Origin of the sequence: Nocardioides sp. NPDC057767 (assembly GCF_042798275.1) — a bacterium.
In the GTDB taxonomy this organism is placed as follows: domain Bacteria; phylum Actinomycetota; class Actinomycetes; order Propionibacteriales; family Nocardioidaceae; genus Nocardioides.
On record NZ_JBHVKJ010000014.1, the window covers coordinates 1 to 15,068 of the forward strand.

The 15,068-nt window shown below is 69.8% G+C and carries 13 protein-coding genes and 1 pseudogene; 3 read left to right on the plus strand and 11 right to left on the minus strand.

The window, feature by feature from the left end; all coding sequences use genetic code 11:
• Positions 1–91: 91 nt before the first annotated feature.
• From grpE to ACFVDI_RS09415, 8 genes are all read right to left on the minus strand, one after another.
• Positions 92–832 (minus strand): nucleotide exchange factor GrpE, encoded by a 741-nt coding sequence (gene grpE / locus ACFVDI_RS09380; RefSeq protein WP_378903360.1) that lies wholly within the window; start codon positions 830–832, stop codon positions 92–94.
• A complete protein-coding gene (dnaK, locus tag ACFVDI_RS09385; protein WP_378903363.1) occupies positions 829–2,688 on the minus strand; it encodes a molecular chaperone DnaK in 1,860 nt (619 codons plus the stop codon). Before dnaK ends, grpE begins: the two co-directional genes overlap by 4 nt.
• A 264-nt stretch (positions 2,689–2,952) precedes the next feature.
• Positions 2,953–3,804: an aldo/keto reductase gene (locus ACFVDI_RS09390; RefSeq protein ID WP_378903366.1), complete on the minus strand. Its 852-nt coding sequence runs from the start codon at positions 3,802–3,804 to the stop codon at positions 2,953–2,955.
• Between the two features lie 39 nt (positions 3,805–3,843).
• Positions 3,844–4,440, minus strand: a complete 597-nt coding sequence (locus tag ACFVDI_RS09395) for a hypothetical protein (RefSeq protein WP_378903369.1) — start codon at positions 4,438–4,440, stop codon at positions 3,844–3,846.
• A 93-nt stretch (positions 4,441–4,533) separates the two neighbouring features.
• Positions 4,534–7,452, minus strand: a complete 2,919-nt coding sequence (locus ACFVDI_RS09400) for an AAA family ATPase (RefSeq protein WP_378903372.1) — start codon at positions 7,450–7,452, stop codon at positions 4,534–4,536.
• A 59-nt stretch (positions 7,453–7,511) separates the two neighbouring features.
• Positions 7,512–7,652, minus strand: a complete 141-nt coding sequence (locus ACFVDI_RS09405) for a hypothetical protein (protein ID WP_378903375.1) — start codon at positions 7,650–7,652, stop codon at positions 7,512–7,514.
• Between the two features lie 90 nt (positions 7,653–7,742).
• Entirely contained in the window at positions 7,743–10,661 is a 2,919-nt protein-coding gene (locus tag ACFVDI_RS09410; RefSeq protein WP_378903378.1) for an AAA family ATPase, read from the minus strand.
• Positions 10,662–10,788: 127 nt separating this feature from the next.
• Positions 10,789–10,911 carry a hypothetical protein gene (locus ACFVDI_RS09415; RefSeq protein ID WP_378903381.1) on the minus strand — a complete coding sequence of 41 codons (123 nt, stop codon included), beginning with the start codon at positions 10,909–10,911 and terminating at the stop codon, positions 10,789–10,791.
• Between the two features lie 146 nt (positions 10,912–11,057).
• Between ACFVDI_RS09415 and ACFVDI_RS09420 the strand changes: the two genes are divergently transcribed.
• The 3 genes and pseudogenes from ACFVDI_RS09420 (at position 11,058) to ACFVDI_RS09430 (ending at position 12,797) form a co-directional block, all read left to right on the plus strand.
• The gene (locus ACFVDI_RS09420) at positions 11,058–11,654 is read left to right on the plus strand and encodes a nitroreductase family protein (protein ID WP_378903384.1); all 597 of its coding nucleotides are present in this window, start codon (positions 11,058–11,060) and stop codon (positions 11,652–11,654) included.
• Between the two features lie 203 nt (positions 11,655–11,857).
• Positions 11,858–11,989: pseudogene (locus tag ACFVDI_RS09425) on the plus strand (type IV toxin-antitoxin system AbiEi family antitoxin domain-containing protein); the annotation flags it as partial.
• Between the two features lie 220 nt (positions 11,990–12,209).
• Positions 12,210–12,797 carry a hypothetical protein gene (locus tag ACFVDI_RS09430; RefSeq protein ID WP_378903608.1) on the plus strand — a complete coding sequence of 196 codons (588 nt, stop codon included), beginning with the start codon at positions 12,210–12,212 and terminating at the stop codon, positions 12,795–12,797.
• Positions 12,798–12,834: 37 nt separating this feature from the next.
• Here the strand turns inward: ACFVDI_RS09430 and ACFVDI_RS09435 are convergent, their stop codons facing one another.
• The 3 genes from ACFVDI_RS09435 to ACFVDI_RS09445 are packed head-to-tail and all read right to left on the minus strand — an operon-like array spanning position 12,835 to position 15,010.
• Positions 12,835–13,773 carry an SDR family NAD(P)-dependent oxidoreductase gene (locus ACFVDI_RS09435; protein WP_378903387.1) on the minus strand — a complete coding sequence of 313 codons (939 nt, stop codon included), beginning with the start codon at positions 13,771–13,773 and terminating at the stop codon, positions 12,835–12,837.
• 17 nt (positions 13,774–13,790) lie between these two features.
• Positions 13,791–14,345: a dihydrofolate reductase family protein gene (locus ACFVDI_RS09440; RefSeq protein ID WP_378903390.1), complete on the minus strand. Its 555-nt coding sequence runs from the start codon at positions 14,343–14,345 to the stop codon at positions 13,791–13,793.
• Positions 14,345–15,010 (minus strand): dihydrofolate reductase family protein, encoded by a 666-nt coding sequence (locus ACFVDI_RS09445; protein WP_378903394.1) that lies wholly within the window; start codon positions 15,008–15,010, stop codon positions 14,345–14,347. The genes ACFVDI_RS09440 and ACFVDI_RS09445 overlap by 1 nt, the downstream gene beginning before the upstream one ends.
• Positions 15,011–15,068 lie beyond the last annotated feature (58 nt).

Here is a 15,068-nt window from a genome sequence, read left to right on the forward strand (position 1 = left end):
ACACCCCCACCGCCCCCCCCACCCTTTTGTGTGGGTGTCGCCCCGGGCGGGCCCCCGCCCCCCCCCCACCACCCGTCGTTGTCACTCCGGGTCACTCCGGGTCGACGACCAGGACCTGCGCGGCCCTGACCACCCGGTCACCGATCATGTAGCCCGCCTTGGCGACCAGCTTGACCGAGGTCTCCTCGACCTCCGGGTCGGTGCCCATGTGGCTGAGCGCCTCGTGACGGTTGGGGTCGAATACGTCGCCCGGCTCACCGAACTTCTTCAGACCCAGGTTGGTCACGATCTTCTCGAGCTGGTCGGCCACGGCCTTGAAGCCGCCCTCGACCTCGCCGTGCTCGCGGGCACGGTCGATGGTGTCGAGCACCTCCACGATCGGAGTGAGCACCTTGTAGGTCGCGTTCTGCGAGACCAGCTCGCGGTCACGGTCGACCCGCTTCTTGTAGTTGACGTACTCGGCCTGGAGACGCTGCAGGTCGGTGGTCAGCTCGGCGACGCGCTTGTCGACCTCGTCGGCGGCATCGCCCATGAGGTCCACCTCGCTCTCGTCGTCGATGATCACGTCTACCTCGTCCTCGGTTTCGTCGTCCTCGTCCTTGTCCTCGTCGTCGGTCGACTCCTCGACGGCCTCCTCGTCGGCGGCCTTCGTGTCGGAGCCGGCGTCGGCGGAGTCGTCCGAGTCCGAGGCGTCGCCGTCAGCAGCGTCCACCTCGGAGTCCTCGGTCGACTCCTCGCCAGCCTCTGTCGCAGTGTCGGTCTCGGGCGGCGGGGACTCGGAGGTCGTCTCCTCGACGGCCTCCTCCGCCCCGCCGGGGCGGCGCTTGGTCACTTCTTGTCGCCCTCTTCGCCCTCGACAGGCTCGTCGACGATCTCGGCGTCGACGACGTCGTCGTCGGCCTCGCCGGTGGCACCGGTGGCCCCGCCGGCAGCGGACTGCTCGGCCTCGGCCGCGGCGTACATGGCCGCACCCATCTTCTGCGAGGACTCACCGAGCTTGGTGATCGCGGTCTGGATGGCGTCCTTGTCGGCCTCGGTGTCCTCGAGGACCTTCTTCAGCGCGTCCAGGTCGGCCTGCACCTCGGTCTTCACGTCGTCCGGGACCTTGTCGCCGGAGTCGGTGATGAACTTCTCGGTGGTGTAGACGAGGCTGTCGCCCTGGTTGCGGATCTCGATGGACTCGCGACGCTTGGCGTCCTCCTCCGCGTACTGCTCCGCCTCCTTGACCATGCGGTCGATGTCGTCCTTCGACAGCGCGGAGCCACCGGAGATCGTCATGGACTGCTCGCGGCCCGAGGCCTGGTCCTTGGCGGAGACGTGCACGATGCCGTTGGCGTCGATGTCGAAGGTGACCTCGATCTTCGGCACGCCGCGCGGCGCCGGCGGGAGACCGGTGAGCTCGAAGTTGCCCAGCGGCTGGTTCTCCGACCACATCGGGCGCTCGCCCTGGGCGACCTTGATCTCGACGCTCGGCTGGTTGTCGTCAGCCGTGGTGAAGATCTCGGAACGCTTGGTCGGGATGGTGGTGTTGCGCTCGATCAGGGTGGTGAAGACACCGCCCTTGGTCTCGATGCCGAGGCTCAGCGGGGTGACGTCGAGGAGCAGGACGTCCTTGACCTCGCCCTTCAGGACACCGGCCTGCAGCGCGGCACCCACGGCGACGACCTCGTCGGGGTTGACGCCCTTGTTGGGCTCCTTGCCCCCGAGCAGGCTCTTGACCAGGTCGGTCACGGCGGGCATACGGGTCGAACCACCGACCAGGACGACGTGGTCGATGTCCTTGAGGGCGACACCGGCGTCCTTGAGGACCGACTCGAACGGCTTCTTGGTGCGGTCGAGCAGGTCCGCGGTGATCTTCTGGAACTCAGCCCGGGTCAGGGTCTCCTCGAAGTGGAGGGGACCGGACTCACCGTGGGTGATGTAGGGCAGGTGGATGGAGGTGTTCTGGCTCGAGGAGAGCTCGATCTTCGCCTTCTCGGCGGCCTCCTGGAGGCGCTGCGCGGCGATCTTGTCGGCGGCCAGGTCGACACCGTTGGCGGCCTTGAACTTGTCGACCATCCACTTGACGATCGCGTTGTCCCAGTCGTCACCACCGAGGTGGTTGTCACCGGAGGTCGCCTTCACCTCGACGACACCCTCACCGATCTCGAGCAGGGAGACGTCGAACGTGCCGCCACCGAGGTCGAAGACGAGGATGGTCTGGTCGTCGCCCTTGTCGAGGCCGTAGGCCAGCGCGGCGGCGGTCGGCTCGTTGACGATGCGGGAGACGTTGAGGCCCGCGATCTCACCGGCCTCCTTGGTGGCCTGGCGCTGCGCGTCGGAGAAGTAGGCCGGAACGGTGATCACCGCGTCGGTCACCGTCTCACCGAGGTAGGCCTCGGCGTCGCGCTTGAGCTTCTGCAGGACGAACGCGCTGATCTGCTGCGGCGTGAAGTCCTTGTCGTCGATGGTCACCTTCCAGTCGGTGCCCATGTGACGCTTGACCGACTTGATCGTACGGTCGACGTTGGTGACGGCCTGGCGCTTGGCGACCTCGCCGACCAGCACCTCACCGGACTTGCTGAACGCGACCACGGAAGGCGTCGTACGGGCGCCTTCGGCATTCGCGATGACGGTGGCCTCGCCACCCTCCAGAACCGAGACGACCGAGTTGGTGGTCCCGAGGTCGATACCGACGGCACGTGCCATCTTTGCTACCTCCGCTTGTTGAAGCTGTGTGTATGTGGATCCGGGGAGCCCGGAAGACTGGTTGGTCTGCGCCGACCCCGCGGCTGCTGCCGCCGAGTGTTGCAAACAAGTTGAGTCGGTTCAACTCAACTTCGTTCACTGTCCACAACGAAGACCCTACGCCCCCTATTCCAGCCCGCCGGAATCAGCCCGAGCCGGCTCGTCCTGACCGAAAACCACGCCGAGTCGGCTCGTCATGACGAGCCGACTCGGCGGGATCGGGGATCAGAAGGACGGGATCCAGTCGAAGGTGTCCGGGTTGGGGCCGGAGCGGCCGGACTCGCCCTTGTCGAGGGCCGCGAGGGCGGCGATCTGGTCGGCGCTCAGCTCGAAGTCGAAGATCGCGAGGTTCTCCTCGAGCCGCTCGCGGCGTACGGACTTGGGGAAGACGATGTCGCCGCGGTCGATCTGCCAGCGGAGCAGGACCTGGGCGGGCGACTTGCCGTGCGCGGAGGCGATCTCGGCGACCACCGGGTCGGTGAGCTCGCCTCCGCCCTGGCCGAGCGGCGACCACGCCTCGACCTTCGCACCCTGAGCCAGGGTGGCGGCCCGGGCGGCCTCGTTGGTGAAGTAGGGGTGGACCTCGATCTGGTTGACCGCCGGGGCGACACCGCTGTCGGCGACGATCTTCTCGAGGTGGTCGGGCTGGAAGTTGGAGACGCCGATGGAGGTGGTGAGGCCCTCCTCGCGGAGGCCGACGAGCGCCTCCCACGTCTTCGCGTACGTCCCGTCGTACTGCGTCGGGAGCGGCCAGTGGATCAGGAACAGGTCGACGCGGTCCAGACCGAGCAGCTCCAGGGACTTCTCGAGCGACGCCTTCGCCTTGGCCGGGTCGTGCTGGGAGTTGTTGAGCTTGGTGGTGACGTAGACGTCCTCGCGGGCGAGTCCGGCGCTCTTCAGCGCGGCGCCGACGCCCGCCTCGTTCTGATACATCTGCGCGGTGTCGATGTGTCGGTAGCCGACCTCGAGGGCCTGGCTCACCACCTGCTCGGCCTCGTCCTGGGGGACCTGCCAGACGCCGAGACCGAACTGCGGGATCGAAGTGCCGTCATTGAGCTTGATCGTGGGAACCGTCATGTCCCCATACAACCAACCGGGTCCAGACCTATTCCAGCCTCAGCCGATCGTCACGCTCACCACGTTGGAGAAGGTGCCGGTGTCGATGTCCTTCATCCGGAACTCGTGCTTCCCGGTCCGCCCGGACTGGATGACGGTGGAGAACTGCTGGCCGGTGACCGGTACGTCGGGGATGCCGAACTCCTCCCAGCCCTGACCGTCGTTGCGCTCCAGACGGAGGATGGCACCCTCGCCGCCGGGATAGATCCCGCTGATGTCGATCCGCTCCATCGGCTTCGCCTGGACGGTGCCGACCTGGAGGATGATCTCCTTCTTCGCCGGCTTGTCGTCGGGTGACTTCGACGGCGACGCGCTCGTCGAGGTCGAGGCCGCCTGCTTCTCGGGGGCGCTGGTGGGCGAGGCACGCAGCGTGATCGCCGGACCCGACGCGGTCTTGGTCGGCTTCGGCGACGGAGCGTAGAGCGAGGCGCCCGCACCGGGGTCGGTGGCCTGGTCTCCGGCGGTGTCACCGCCGCCGAGACCCATGATGTTGGCACCGACGAACATCGCGATCCCGACGATCAGCCCCACCCCGACCGCCACCGCTGCGAGCGCCGTGATCCCGGCCACGATCGGGTGCTGTCCGCCCTGCTTCACATCTGCTCCTCAACGTGCCGCCACAACGGTCGCCATCGACTCGTGTGGTGATGGTGACAATTGAGCCACACGTTCACATCGCGCACCAGGAATTCAGCTGATCAGCTGCTGCCTGCGGGCGATCGCGGCCGCCTCGGTGCGGCTCCCGGCCCCCAGCTTCCCGAGGATGTTGGAGACGTGCACGGAGACCGTCTTCGTGGAGATGAACAGCTGCTTGCCGATCTCGCCGTTGCTGCGCCCCGCGGCCACCAGCGTGAGGATCTCGCTCTCGCGCGGCGTCAGCGCCGTCGACGCAGCCGGCTGCTGCTTGACCGCCGTCGCGCCGAGCGACCGCAGCTCGTCGAGCAACGGCTGCAACCCGAGACGCTTGGCGGTCTCCCTGGCCTTGTCGGCGGTCGCCCGTGACGCGGCCACGTCGCCCGTGGCACGCTGGATCGCTGCGTACGTCGTCCGCACGGCGGCCAGGCCAGGAACGTCGCCGTAGGCCTCGACCTGCTGCTCCGCCCGCACCCATGCGGCCAGGAGCGACTCCTGCGGCGGGGCGTCGATGCCAGCCAGCCAGTGGACGCGGAGCACCTCGGCCTCCAGCCGCGCGGTCCAGGCACGGCCCTCCGGGCCCCACTCGCCGGGCTGATACTGCGCGACCACCTGCTCGCCGTCGCTGTGCAACCCGTCGACGGCCTCGACCAGCGCCGGCCACTGCGCCGCCGGGAGCGACGGCAGCATCTGCGCGATCGCCGAGGCGGCCACCACCGCGAGCCGGACCCGGCCGCCGAACCACTCGGTCCAGAACTGGGAGAGGGTCTCGACGGTGTCGGCGTAGACGGAGAAAACGGCGGCGTGGTCTCCGGCACGGCCCGCGGCGACCATCTCCACGGTGGCGCCGTAGAGGGCGATCAGACCCTCCTCGGTCCAGAACGGTCGCAGCGCCCTCGCGGCCTCGCCGACCGACGCTCCGCGGGCCTGCTCCATGATCATCCGCAGCACGTCGAGCAGCGCGACCGGGATCGGCGGCGCGTCGGGCAGGTTGCCGTCGCTCAGCGCCAGCGCCTCGTCCCACTCCCCCAGGACCATCTGGATCCGGACCATGTCGGCACGGGCCGCGGCGACGTAGGGCGACCACTGCAGCGACTCGCCGCCGGCGTCGTCGACCACCGCCCGGAACCACGTCAGTGCCTCCGCGTAGTCGCCCGCCTCGTCGTAGGAGCGGCCGAGCGCGAACATCCCCCGGCTGACCGCGTGCGTCGACCCGACGCGGCGCGCCTGCTCGATCGTCTCGCGCAGCACCTGTCGGAAGCCCTCGACCTTGTCGCCGGCACCGCGGCCGGTGCGGACCTTGAGCATGGACAGGCTGGTGGCGATGTCGGAGGCAAGCTTGGAGAGGCTGTGGCGCTCGGCGATCTCGATGCCCTCCAGGCCGACGGCCTCTGCCTCCTCGCTGCGGCGGAACATGACCAGCGTGCGGGTGCGGGCGGCGAGAACCGCGCACCTGACCTTCGGCTCGGCGTCGTCGGGAAGCGCGTCCATCGCGTCGCGGGAGTGGGTGAGCGGGTCTCCGTTCTCCGTGAGGAGCGCGGCCTCGGCCCTGGTCGCCAGGAGCAGCGCCCGGCCCACGGACGGCCCGACCGGGATGGCGTCGAGCCGCTCGGCCAAGATCGCGTCGGCGCGCGCAGGCAGCCCCGCGAGGATGAGGGTGTCGGCCGCACGCTCGTAGACCCGGTCGAGGTTGACCGCCGCCGCCTGGGTGACCTTCGGGTCGGCCGCGAGACCGAGCGCCTTCTCGTAGTGGTGGGCGGCCTCGCCCACGCCGCTGACGTTGCGGGCCTCCTCGGCCGCGGCGATGCGGGCGCGCAGCGCGGTCGCGAGGTCGCCGGCGTGCTTGGCGTGCAGCGCGAGCTCGGCGGCCGCGCCCAGTCCGGGCGTCTCCTTCAGCACCTCGGCGAACCTGGCGTGCAGGCGCACCCGCTCGCCGGGCAGCAGATCGTCGTAGACCGCCTCGGCGAGCAGCGCGTGGCGGAACGTGTAGCGCGAGCCGGTCGGCTCCAGCACCTTCTGCTCGACCGCGGTGCGCAGCGCGTCGTCGAGTTCGTCGGTCTTCATCTCGGTCACCGCGGCGAGCAGCTCGTGGGTGACGCGGCGGCCGGCGATGCTGGCGGTCCGGACCACGCTCCTGGCTGCCCCGTCGAGCCGGTCCAGACGCACCAGGAGCAGGTCGGCGAGGTCGACCGGGAGGTCCTCGTCGCAGCCGGCCTGGACCAGCTCCTCGACGAAGAAGGCGTTGCCCTCCGCGCGGCGTACGACCCGCTCGGCGTCGACCTTGCCGGGAGCCAGCTCGTGGACCAGCAGGCGCACCGACTCGTCGGAGAGCGGCTCGAGCACGATCCGCTCGACGTCGGGCAGCCGTCCCCACTCGCCCACCTGGCGGCGCAGCGGATGCCGGCGGTGGATGTCGTCGGCCCGGTAGGACGCGACCATCGCGACCGGGCCGTCGTAGGGACGAGTGAAGAGGTAGGTCAGCAGGTCGCGGGTGGACTGGTCGGCCCAGTGGGTGTCCTCGACCACGACCAGCAGCGGCGCCTTCTCGGCGGCCGCCTCGAAGAGGGTGTGCACGGCGTCGAAGAGCTGACCCCGGTCGGTGCCGGGCGCGGCGGCGCCCTGGTTGGCGCCCATCACGCGGCGTACGGGCCTGAGCCTGGCCAGCGCGGGATAGTCGGCCGCCACCCGCTCGACGACGTCGGGAAGGTCGGCGACGATACGGTCGAGGATCTCCGAGAACGGCATGTAGGCCACGGCGCTCTCGCCGAAGTCGACGCAGTGCCCGGCGTGCACCTGCCAGCCGTCGGTCACCGCTCTGTCGCGCAGGGCGGTGAGCAGGCGCGTCTTACCGACGCCGGCGTCACCGGCGAGGAGCACATGCTGGCGTCGAGCATCCGTCGAGGCGACTCCGAGCAGCCCGGTGAGGGTCTGCAACTCCGAGTCGCGACCTACGAAGGACCGAGCACTTTGCGCCATGTCCCCTATCATCGCGCCTCCGGGCCCGGGATTCTCCCGCATTACCGACCTCCGAGAGCTCAGTTGTGTATCGAGTCCATCCGGCGCGGACGACGGCGCCTCACCTGGCGGGCGAGACGGTCGGCCGCGGCCGCGCGGCGAATGCTCTGCTGGCGGTACGCCACCTCGGCGTCGTAGCTGATCTGGTTGCTGTACGTCATGCATCCAGACTCGGCTCCTGAGGTAGCACCACGCATGGGGCGGCTGCCTTAGGCGTACGTCAGGGGTGCCTCAGGAGGCCGTGATCCGCATCACTCCACGAGCCCACGGCGCCGTCCGATGGCCGCAGCCTCGGTGCGCCCGGAGGCGCCGAGCTTGGCCAGGATGTTGGAGACATGCACCGAGACGGTCTTGGTGGAGATGAACAGCTGCTTGCCGATCTCGCCGTTGCTCCTCCCGGCCGCGACGAGCGCGAGGATCTCGCTCTCGCGCGCGGTCAGCTGGCCGGAGGGACCGGCTGCGGACCGCAGCGGCGTGGTGCCGAGGGTGAGCAGGTGGTCCAGGAGCGGCTGGGCACCGAGCCGCTTCGCGGACTCCCTGGCCAGGTCGATCAGCTCGCGCGCACCGGCGGTGTCACCACCGGCACGGAGGATCTCGGCGAGCCGGGCGCGGGACCAGGCCAGCTCGTGGACGTGCGGGAAGGCCGTGAAGGCAGCGACGCTCGCCTGCCACGCGTCGACCAGCTCGGCCTGGTCCGGCACGGCGATGCCGGCCAGCCAGTGGGCGCGGAGCCCCTCGGCCCGCAGCCGCGCCGACCACGCCTGACCCTCCAGCCCCCAGGGCTGCTTCGACCGGGTGGGCCGCGTGCCCTTCTCGATGATGCGGTCGACCCGCGCCATCACGTCGGGGCGCTCACCCGCGGGAAGAGCCGGGATCGCCGCGCTGATCGCACCGACGGCGATCGCCGCGAGCCGGGCGTGGGCGCCGAACCACTTCCCCCAGCCGGCGGTGAGGGCCGCGACGCCGGCCTCGTAGGCCTCGACGACCGCGTCCACCTCCCCACGAGCACCGGCGGCCCTGATCTCCACCGGCACCGATTCGCTGGCGGTGGCCACCTCCTGCTTCCACGTCGGCCGCAGTCGCCGTGCCTCCGCGCCGAGATCGGCGCCGCGGGCCTGCTCGATCATCAGCCGCTTGGACTCCAGCCACGGCCACAGCGCCGGCGGGATGCCGTACGCGTCGGTGAGCGCGAGCGCCTCGTCCCAGCGACCGACGGTGTGGAGATAGTCGAGCCACGCGATGCGAGCGTCGAACGAGTAGGGCGCCCACGGGACGCCCCGCTCCACGCCGAGCTCGAAGGCACTGCGGTAGGTCTCGCCCGCCTCGTCGAGCCGGTCGGCGGCGTCGAGGGCGAAGCCGAGCTGGATCCGCCCACGCAGCTCCGGGTGGAGCGCGCCGACCCTGGCCGCCCTGGCCACGGCCTCGCGCAGCGGCTCGATCCAGGCCTGCGGCGGGCGGCCCCACGAACCGGCCAGCGTCACCGCCACCTCCGCGGCCAGCCCGGTCCGGCCGAGCTCCTCGGCCAGCGCCAGCGCCTCCCGGCCGGCTCTCTCGGCGTCGGCGTGACGGCGGGCGATCATCAGCTCCCGGGCGTACGCCGCGAGCAGCCGCGCGCGCACGATCGGCGGCGCGTCCTCGGGAAGCTCGGCCATCGCCGCCTCCGCGAGCTCCCCCACCCGGACGTCGTTGACGTAGGCGAAGCTGGTCTCGATCTCGACCGTCATCAGCTGCGCGCGCCAGAGGCCGGGCGCGTCGACCGGAAGCGATTCCCGCTGTTCACGGGCAAGTTTCCCGGCACGGTCGGCGTGCCCGGCGGCCACCATCGCATCGCTGGCCTTGACCACCAGATCGACGAGTCGCTGGGTGTCGTGGTCGGAGCCGGTCCGGCCGGCGAGCAAGGCGATCGCCTGCTGATAGTGCTGAGAGGCCTCGTCGGGGCCACCGGTGGCCGCGGCCTCGTCACCGGCCGCGATCCCGGCGCTGAGCGCGGTCTCGTGATCGCCGGCAAGGCGAGCGTGGCGCGCGAGACCTGCCGCGCTGCCGGTGGTGAGGTCACTCGTCAACGCCTGGACATAGCGCTGATGGAGCCGGACCCGCTCGCCCGGGAGCAGGTCGTCATAGACCGCCTCGCCGAGCAGGGCGTGCCGGAAGATGTAGTAGCCGTCCTCACGCGGCACCAGGATGGCGCGCTCGATCGCCTGCCTCAGCCCGGCGTCGAGCGTGGCGCGGTCGAGTCCGGCGACGGCCTCGAGGAGGGCGTCGCTGACATCGCGACCGGCCGCGCTGGCGGTGTCGACCACCTCGCGCGCGGTCGCGTCGAGTTGCTCCAGCCTGATCAGGAGCAGGTCGGCGAGGTCCCAGGGAAGCTCGTCGGCGCCCGCGGCCTGGACCAGCTCCTCGACGAAGAAGGCGTTGCCGTCGGCGCGGCGTACGACGCTCTCGACATCGATCTCCTCGGCGAGCTGACCGGAGAGCTCGCCGACCAGGATGCGTACGTCATCGTCCGAGAGCCGCCCCAGATGGAACCGCTCGACCGACGGCAGCCGGGTCCACTCGGCGAGCTGGCGGCGCAGCGGGTGGCGGCGGTGGAGGTCGTCGGCGCGGTAGGACGCGACCATCGTCACCGGCCCGTCGAAGGGCCGGGTGAACAGGAAGGTCAGCAGGTCGCGGGTGGACTGGTCGGCCCAGTGGGTGTCCTCGACCACGACCAGCACCGGCGCCTTCTCGGCCGCGTGCTCCAGGAGCGCATGGATCGCGGCGAAGAGGTTGCCCCGGTCGAGCGCCTCCTGGACGGCGGTGTCAGCCCCGCCGAGCACACGAGCGACGGGCGCCATCCGCAGGAGCGCCGGATGCACGTCGGCGACCTGCGCGACCACGTCGGGCAGCGCGGTGGTGATGTTGTCGAGGATCTCGGTGAAGGGGAGGTAGGCCTCGGCGCTGTCGCCGAAGTCGAGACAGTGACCGACCAGCACCTGCCTGCCGTCCCCGGCGGCGCGGGCACGGAGCTCGCGCAGGATCCGGGTCTTCCCGACACCGGCGTCACCGGCGAGGAGGACGTGCCTGCTCGCCCCCGGCTTCGCGGTGCCATGCGGACCGACCAGCCCCACCAGGCTCGTCAGGGTCTCCAGGTCCGCGTCGCGGCCGACCAGCCTCTCGGCACTCTGCGCCATGGGCGCAATCATCGCGCCATCGGACAACACCGTGTCGGCCCAGGGGTCGAAATCGCCGTGCCCCGGACATGGAACAACGCCGAGCCGGATCTCTCCTGCTCGGCGTTGTGGGTCCCGCGCCCGCATCTCAGCGGGTGCGGTTGCGTCGGGTCGGACGAGCCTCACTGGCCCGCTGGCGCCTGGCCAGGTCCTTCTGGATCTGCTGGCGGCGGTACTTGACCTCTGCTTCGTAACCTACGGTGCTGTACATCTCGATCTCCTGGCTTCGTTGCCCTCTCGGGCTGTCCTGCTGACATCGAGAAGACTCCTCCGCTGAGGTAGGTGCCCGGATCGGTCGCGCGCCCTACTTTCCGACCTCAGCCCCGGCCCGACCGCCTTAGACGAGAGACTGGGCCTATGGAGTTCTCCGAGGTCGTACGTCGCCGCAAGATGGTCCGCAGCTACACCAGCGATCCGGTCGACCCTGAGGTGATCGACAAGATCCTGCACAACGCCACCCGAGCGCCCTCGGCGGGCTTCTCCCAGGGGTGGGCCTTCCTCGTGCTGGACACCCCCGAGGACGTACGCCGCTACTGGGAGGCCACCGCCGACGTGACCGACCCCGACAGGTGGCTGACCGGGATGATGACGGCCCCGGTGATCGTGATCCCGTGCTCCTCCAAGGCCGCCTACCTGGACCGCTACGCCGAGCCCGACAAGGGCTGGACCGACCGCGACGAAGCCCACTGGCCGATGCCGTTCTGGCACATGGACACCGCGATGGCGACCATGCTGATCCTGCAGACGGTGGTCGACGAGGGCCTCGGCGCGCTCTACTTCGGCATCCCGCCGGAGTCCGACGCCGCGGTCCGCAAGGCGTTCGACATCCCCGACGACTTCGACCCCATCGGCGCCGTCACCATCGGCCACCCCGCCTCCGGCGGCGCCAAGGGCTCCCCCACCCGCCGGAAGCGGGCCCCGCTCGAGGAGGTCGTTCACCGCGGGCGGTGGTGAGGGGGGGTGGATGTTCGTCTAGGTATGCAGACGAGCATCCACTTCCCTAGCGGAGTTCCGCGAGGGGAGTGACGGTTCGGCTGCGTACCTAGACCAACATCCCGCGGGCCGCTGACCATCCACATAAGCCTCTCGCGCACGAGTTATCCACACGCGCACGGGTCGGGCTGGAAAAGCAGTCCCATCCGGGCGACGGTCGGGCCATGGATGAACTGGACCTTGCCGTCGAACGAGCCGGCTTCTTCACGACACAACACGCCAAGGCGGCGGGATACGCCGACCGCGAGATCACAAAGATGGTTCGACGCAAGGAGTGGCACCGGATCAGACGGGGCGCCTACGCCTCGGCGGCCGCATGGGCGGAACTCGACGACGTCGGCCGTCACCGCGTGCGCTCCAGCGCCGTGCTCCACGCGCTCGGGCCGAATGTTGCGTTGAGCCATGCGTCAGGCGTCGTACGCCACGACATCGACCTCTGGCGGGTCCCGCTCGACCGCGTGCACGTCACCCGGCTCGACGGAGGCCCGGGCCGGATCGAGGGTGACGTTGTGCACCATGAAGTTCACCGGTCACGACGACATCATCGAGGTGGAAGGTCAGCGGGTGGTGCGCCCGGAACGGTGCGTACTCGAGACAGCATCACGCATCGACACCGAGGCAGCATGGTGTCTGCTCGACTCAGGTCTGCGGAGCAAGAGGTTCAACCGGGAACAGCTCGACGCGGCATACTCGATCATGGAGCATTGGCCCTTCATGCGTCGTGTGGGGACGGTGCTGCCCTACGCCGACGGGCGGTCAGGCTCGGTCGGTGAGTCGCGAGGCACGGCGATGTTCAAACGCTACGGCGTCCCCCGGCCCCTCCTGCAGTATGAAGTGCGCCGCCCCGACGGCACGCTCGCAGGCATCACGGACTGGGCATGGCCGCAATACGGGCTACTCGGCGAGTTCGACGGAAAGGTCAAGTACGGCAGGCTGCTCGAGCCTGGCCAGAACCCGGGTGACGTGGTGTTCGAGGAGAAGCGCCGAGAGGACGAGCTGCGCGAGCTGACCAGGTCGGCGATGATCCGATTCATCTGGTCCGACTACGACCGCCCCGCCGAGTCGATCGAACGGCTCTTTCGGGCGATGCGCCGGGCGGGGTGATCCGGGTGGATGTTCGTCTAGGTACGCAGACGAACCATCACTCCCCTCGTGGAGCTCCGCTTGGGAAGTGGATGCTCCGCTGCATACCTGGATGAACATCCACTCCACGAGCCGCAGCCGAGTCCGGCGTACGGATGTGGGAGACCGCCATCGCGAGGTCGGCCAGCCGAGGAGCCGCGATGTTGAGGATCTCGAAGACGGAGCCGAACGCGCCGTCGACCGTCACCGGCCGGTCCTCGAGCGCTCGCACGACCCGCTCGGCGCACTCCTCGGGACTCTCGCCGCGGCCCTCGTACTCCGCGGTCGGCGCGATCATCGGCGTGCGCACGATGGCGACGCGCATGTTGGTGCAGGTCACGTTGTCGAAGTAGGCCTCGCGGCTCAGGATCCGCCCGAACACGTCGAGCGCCGACTTCGCGGCGATGTAGGCGGCGAACTTGGGTGCCTTGATCTGGTTGCCCCAGGTGACGATGTTGACCACGTGGCCGAACCGCTGCGCCCGCATCGCCGGCAGCAGCCCCATCGTGAGCCGCACCGCACCGAAGTAGTTGACCGCCATCATCCGCTCGAAGTCGTGGAAGCGGTCGTGGGTCAGCTCCAGCGACCGCCGGATAGACCGGCCCGCGTTGTTGACCAGGTAGTCGACCGCGCCGTGCTCGACCAGCAGCCGCTCCACCAGAGCGTCGATCGAGTCGCCGTCTGCCATGTCGACGAGGTAGGTCGAGGCCCGCCCGCCGCTCTCCTCGATCGTCTTCCGCACACGCTCGAGCTCATCGGCCCGACGGGCGGCCAGGATGACGTGCGCGCCGCGTCGCGCTGCGGCGTACGCAGTGGCCTCACCGATCCCCGAGCTGGCGCCCGTGATCAGCACGGTGCGGCCGGCCAGCGGGCTGGGACCTCCGGTCACCGCCCGAATCGTGCGGGCGACGCGGGCGCGGGGAGTCTGCAGGAGCGGGAGCGAGAGGATGCTGACCACACCTGCACCCTAGGGCCTCAGGAGCGCACCGGCGCGTAGCGGAGGTCGACCTCCAGGTGCGGATCGTCGCCGATGAGGTTGTGCAGCCGGATCGGCTCGCCGCCAGGATTGTCGTAGAGGCGGATGCCGTCGCCCAGGAGGACCGGCGCGACGTGCAGGTCGATCTGGTCGATCAGGCCGCGTTCGAGGAGCTGGCGGCCGATGCGATGTCCTGAGCTTGTCGAAGGGTCGGCGGAATGGACCTCGACGTTCTTACCGGCGGCAGCCTCGACCGCGATCCGCAGCGCCTCCCCGACATCGCAGCTGAGGAAGGTGACGTGCTCCTGCGGCCGGGCGTCCTCGGGATGGTGGGTCAAGATGAAGACCGGACCCTGCCAGTCCCCGTACGGCATCGCGTCAGGGTAGGCGTCGTGACCGTTGCGCCCTCCCAGGACGGCGCCGAGCTGCGAGGAGTACGCCTCCACGACCCCGGGCGGGCCGGTGACGCCTTTCAACCACGCCATTCCCGGCTCGCGGCCGTCGACGAACCCGTCGAGCGACATGGAGAAGTGCCACAGCACGGTGCTGCCCATCACGAGACCTGCTTCCGGTCGAAGGTGACGTGGGTGACGCCGCTCGGCGTGGTGGTCGAGGCCACCTCGTAGCCGTCCTCCAGCGCCTCCAACCCGTCCCACAGCCGTACGCCACGACCCAGGACGATCGGGACGACGGCGACGTGCAGGTGGTCGACGAGGCCGGCCGCCAGGTAGTCCCGGAGCGAGGAAGGGCCACCGCCGATGCGTACGTCCTGACCGGCTGCCGCCTCCTGGGCCTCGGCCAGCACCTCCTCGATGGGGGCGTTGCGGAAGTGGAAGACGGTGCCACCCTTCATCTCGATCGTTTTGCGGGGCTGGTGGGTCAGGACGAAGGTCGGGGTGTGGAACGGCGGCTCCTCGCCCCACCAGCCGGTCCAGTCGGCGTCGTCCTGCCATCCCGGAGGACCGAACTTGCCGGCGCCCATGATCTCGGCGCCGATGCCCTCCCAGGCGCGCGCGGCGAAGGCGTCGTCCGGATCGGCGGCCGGGTCGACCTCCATCCGCTCTCGGTGTCCGGTAGCGCCCTGGAAGGTCCTGGTCGGGAAGAACCACTCCATCAACCGCATGCCGGCGTGGCCGAACGGCGCTTCGAGACTCAGGCCCTCGCCGGTGGCAAAGCCGTCCAGCGAGATGCCGATGTTGTGAGCACGTACGAGTGACATGTCGATCTCCCTCGACTCAGAGTGATTGCACTTTGCAATCACTGCGGTCGAGAGTAGA